Below are 4,322 nucleotides of genomic sequence, written 5' to 3'. Positions count from 1 at the left end.
TTCGATCTTCTTGGCTTCGATATCGATGCCCATGCCGCGGGCAAAGGCCTTGCCGAGGATGTTCTCCTTCATCTCACGGGTGATTTCCGGATAGCCGTAGCGCTCCTGCAGTTCTTCGGGCATTTCGAGATTGGCAAGCGTGTCGATGTAGGTCTGGACATGCGGCCAGATGAAGGCTTCGGATCCGTAGCAGATGCGATCGGAGCCCACATAGAGCAGGGCTTCGCCGAGCCGCGAGAGCATCTTCCAGGGCTGGAGATAGTACTGGTTAAACCAGAGCGGCAGGATCAGGTAGATGTTGTCGAAACGGCTGGCGATCGAGATCGTCTCGTCGACATAGGGGTCACCGAGATGATGGATCCCGAAGTTGAGTTCTGGGAAGTCCGCGGCGGCATACTGGATGTCGTTCGGTTTGAAGGCCTCGACCGGGCCGAGTTCCAGCGGAAACCCCTTGTGGAACTGCACCATCTTGATGCCAAGCTCGATCGCTTTCTCCCAGAGCGGATAGGCGATATCGCGATCATCCGCACGCCAGGAACAGCCACGGCGCTGATACTGGTAGAACTTCATGCTGACGGCGCCGAGTTCCTTGACCTGGCGCTCCATTTCTTCGAGCGCGAAATCGAGCCCGTGATAGGCGGGGTCGACGCCGCCGGTCAGAACAACGCGCTTCGGGTTCGACTTGGCGAAGGCATCGCTGAGTTCGACCGGCCCAAGCCCCGCCCGCCAATGCGAGAACAATGGTACCGAGCAGGCGCTCGCCATGTCGGTGTCGGAGTTCTCGAAGAGCATCTTGTTGCCCCATTCGAGATCGGGGTTCGAGAAGGTTTCAGTTTCCGGCGGCGGCCCGCGACGCCCCGTCAAGTTGATGAAGCCGGCGATCTGCGAGCGCAGCAGCTTGACGCGCCGGCCATCGCTTCCAGTCTTGATCTGGTTGTCGCCGAAGTCCTGCGTATGGACCGCTGCGTCGAAAACAAACATCCCGTCTTTCATTGTTTACCTCCTTGAGAAAACCACCGCCTTCACTTGCGTCCCTCACTAGGTAACATGAGCCAACCCGTTCATTTCTTTGGAATAGTTGAAGATTGTTTTCAGCTATTCGTGCGGGCAGCCGCGCGTTTCTGACGCTAAAACAGACCTTGTGATCAAGCATTGCGTGGGGCGACCCACCTTGAGGACGAGGACAGCACGTGACCCAACCAGGCAGGATCGAAACAACCGGGGGCCGGAACAGCCTCAGACCGAGTGACGAGGAAATCGCGTTCCTCAAGGACCGCGCGAAGTTCTGTCGTCTCGAGACAATCAGGCTGATCGAGATCGCGAAAGTCGGCCACTACACGTCCGTATTCTCCGCGGCGGAGCTGTTCTCGGCGCTCTATTACGACGCTATGGACCTGAAGCGCGGCGAACCGAAATGGGAGGATCGCGACCGTTTCATGATGGGCAAGGGGCACGCGGCCGTCGGGCTGTTTCCCATCCTCGCCGACCTCGACTTCATCGAGCGTGATGTGCTCGACGGCTATACCCGCCTCGGCAATCCGCTCGGCGACCATCCCGACATGACCAAGGTGCCCGGCATCGATTTCAGCTCGGGCTCGATCGGCCACGCGCTTTCGGCCGGTTGCGGCATGGCGCTTGCCGGCAGGATGCTGGGCAAGGAATTCTATACGTATGTCATGATCGGCGACGGTGAGTTGCAGGAGGGCCAGGTCTGGGAGGCTGCCCTCTTCGGCGCGCACAATGGGCTTGCAACGCTGATCGGTATCATCGACCGCAACGGCTACCAGCTCGACGGCTCGGTCGACGATATCATCGGCGTCGAGCCGATCGTCGAGAAATGGCAGGCCTTCGGCTGGGAGACCCATGTGGTCGACGGCCACGATGTGGCAGCCGTCGCCACCCTGTTTCGCACGCTCAAGGCAGACCGCGCGCGGACGCGCCCGGTGATGATCGTTGCCGAGACGGTCAAGGGCAAGGGCGTCTCCTACATGGAGACCGAACCCGGCTGGCACCTCGGCTATCTCGACCCGTCCGATGCCGCGCGCGCAATTGCCGAAATCGAAGCGATGGAGATCTGAGATGAACAAGCCGCTTTCCGACAAGTCCTGGCAGTACCGACAGCTCAATGCCGTCACACCCGGCCTCGATGCACTCTCGGATGCCCTCATCGAACTCGTCGATGCGGGCGAGCCGATCGTCGCGGGCACCGCTGACCTGCAATATTCGAACGGCCTTGCGAAGTTCCACGCGCTCCATCCCGATCGCTTCGTCCAGTTCGGCATCTCCGAGCAGAACATGGTATCGGCCGCCGCAGGCATGGCCGCCGTCGGCATGAAGCCCTATGTCGCAACCTTCGCATCCTTCCTTGCGCTGCTCTGCTGCGAGCAGATCCGCATGGACGTCGCCTACTCCAAACTGCCGGTTCGGCTGATCGGCCACCATGCCGGCATCTCGCTCGGCTTTTACGGCACCTCGCACCACGCGACGGAAGACCTCGCGATCATGCGCTCGATCGCCAATCTGACGGTGATCGCGCCGGCCGATGGCAATCAGCTGAAAGAGGTCATCAAGGCTGCGAACGACTACCCGCATCCGATCTATATTCGCATCCAGCGTGGGCGCGATCCCGAGGTCTATGCGGAGCGCCAGCCGTTCACGATCGGCAAGGCGATCTCGCACTATTCGGGAACGGACCTCACGATCATTGCGACGGGCTCCACGGTTCACCCGGCGCTCGAAGCGACCCGCGCACTGCGGGCCGCAGGCGCAAGCGTCGGCTTCCTCGACATGGCAACGGTAAAACCGATCGACCGCGACGCCATCCTCGAAGCAGCCGGTCACAGCCCGCGGATCCTGACGGTGGAGGAGCACAATGTGCTCGGCGGACTGGGCGGTGCGGTCGCAGAAGTACTGGCAAGCGAGGGCCTGCCGGTCAAGCTGACCCGACATGGCATCTACGACGAATACAGCCTGATTGCACCGCCGACCCACCTCTACGCGCACTACGAACTCGATGCGAAGGGCATTGAGGCGCGCGCCACGCGTTTACTCGAAGGCCGCGGATGAGACGCTGCAGCACACGTGACGTTTGGCGCTGAAGGCCACTCCACCTGAATGACCGCGGGGCTCGGGCTCCGCGGTCTTTTGCTTGTCTCCTATCAGGCAACGCCGCCGAGGCAGACATATTTGATCTCGGTAAACTCCTCGATGCCGTAGCGCGAGCCTTCGCGACCGAGGCCGGAGAGCTTGACGCCGCCGAACGGTGCCTCCGCCGTCGAGATCAGCCCCGTGTTGACGCCGACCATGCCGTATTCCAGTGCTTCGGCGACCCGGAACACCCGCGCCAGCTCTTTGGCGTAGAAATAGGACGCAAGGCCGAACTCGGTGTCGTTGGCCTGTGCGATCACATCCGCTTCATCCGTGAAGCGGAACAGCGGCGCGACCGGGCCGAAGGTCTCTTCGCGTGCCACAGCCATGGCCTGGGTAACGTCGGCAAGGACCGTCGCCTCGTAGAAGGTGCCGCCCAGCGCATGGCGCTTGCCACCCTGGATCACGCGGGCGCCCTTGGAGGTGGCATCGGCAATGTGCTCTTCCACCTTCTCCAGCGCCGCCTTGTCGATCAGCGGGCCGAGAACGACGCCCTCGTCGACGCCGTTGCCGATCTTCAACTTGGCGACCGCCTTGGCGAGCTTGTCGGCAAAGGCGTCATAGACCTTGTCCTGCACGTAGATGCGGTTGGCGCACACGCAGGTCTGGCCGTTGTTGCGGAACTTCGCGATCAGCGCGCCTTCGACAGCGGCATCGAGATCGGCATCGTCGAAGACGATGAACGGCGCATTGCCGCCAAGCTCAAGACCGAGCTTCTTGATGGTGGCAGCACTCTGGCGATAGAGCTCGGCGCCCACTTCGGTCGAGCCCGTAAACGTGAGTTTGCGCACGACAGGGTTCGAGGTCATCTCGGCGCCGATCTCGCGGGCCGAGCCGGTGATGACGCTGAACAGACCCTTCGGCAGGCCGGCGCGTTCGGCGAGGATCGCAATGGCGATCGCCGAAAACGGCGTCTGGGCAGCCGGCTTCAGCACCATGGCGCAACCTGCGGCGAAAGCCGGGCCGGCCTTGCGGGTGATCATCGCGTTCGGGAAGTTCCACGGCGTGATCGCCGCGACGACGCCGATCGGCTGCTTCATGACGAGGATGCGCTTGTCGGGCTGGTGGCCGGGGATCAGGTCGCCATAGAGCCGGCGCCCCTCTTCGGCGAACCACTCGACGAAGCTTGCGCCATAGACGATTTCGCCGGTGGCTTCCGCCAGCGGCTTGCCCTG

General features: G+C 62.2%; 4 protein-coding genes. 2 read left to right on the top strand and 2 right to left on the bottom strand.

Features of this window, described 5'->3' with window-relative positions; all coding sequences use genetic code 11:
* Positions 1–993, bottom strand: a 993-nt coding sequence (locus VGO12_RS28775; RefSeq protein WP_327516150.1) for an amidohydrolase family protein, incomplete at its 3' end; no start/stop codon positions are given.
* 197 nt (positions 994–1,190) lie between these two features.
* Here VGO12_RS28775 and VGO12_RS28770 point away from each other — a divergent pair.
* Together VGO12_RS28770 and VGO12_RS28765 are read left to right on the top strand one after the other, a co-directional pair.
* On the top strand, positions 1,191–2,078 hold the full coding sequence (locus tag VGO12_RS28770; protein WP_327516149.1) for a transketolase: 888 nt from the start codon (positions 1,191–1,193) through the stop codon (positions 2,076–2,078).
* 1 nt (position 2,079) lies between these two features.
* Entirely contained in the window at positions 2,080–3,066 is a 987-nt protein-coding gene (locus VGO12_RS28765) for a transketolase family protein (RefSeq protein ID WP_327516148.1), read from the top strand.
* Positions 3,067–3,158: 92 nt separating this feature from the next.
* Here the strand turns inward: VGO12_RS28765 and VGO12_RS28760 are convergent.
* Positions 3,159–4,322 (bottom strand): NAD-dependent succinate-semialdehyde dehydrogenase (locus VGO12_RS28760; RefSeq protein WP_327516147.1); only part of this gene is annotated, 1,164 nt, incomplete at its 5' end.

It is taken from the genome of Ensifer sp. (genome assembly GCF_035999135.1).
GTDB lineage: Bacteria > Pseudomonadota > Alphaproteobacteria > Rhizobiales > Rhizobiaceae > Ensifer.
This window is presented reverse-complemented; position numbering and strand designations above follow the sequence as displayed.

Excerpts from the sequence above, each read along its gene's own strand:
- VGO12_RS28765 (WP_327516148.1), top strand. The coding sequence starts at position 2,080 with ATGAACAAGCCGCTTTCCGACAAGTCCTGGCAGTACCGACAGCTCAAT.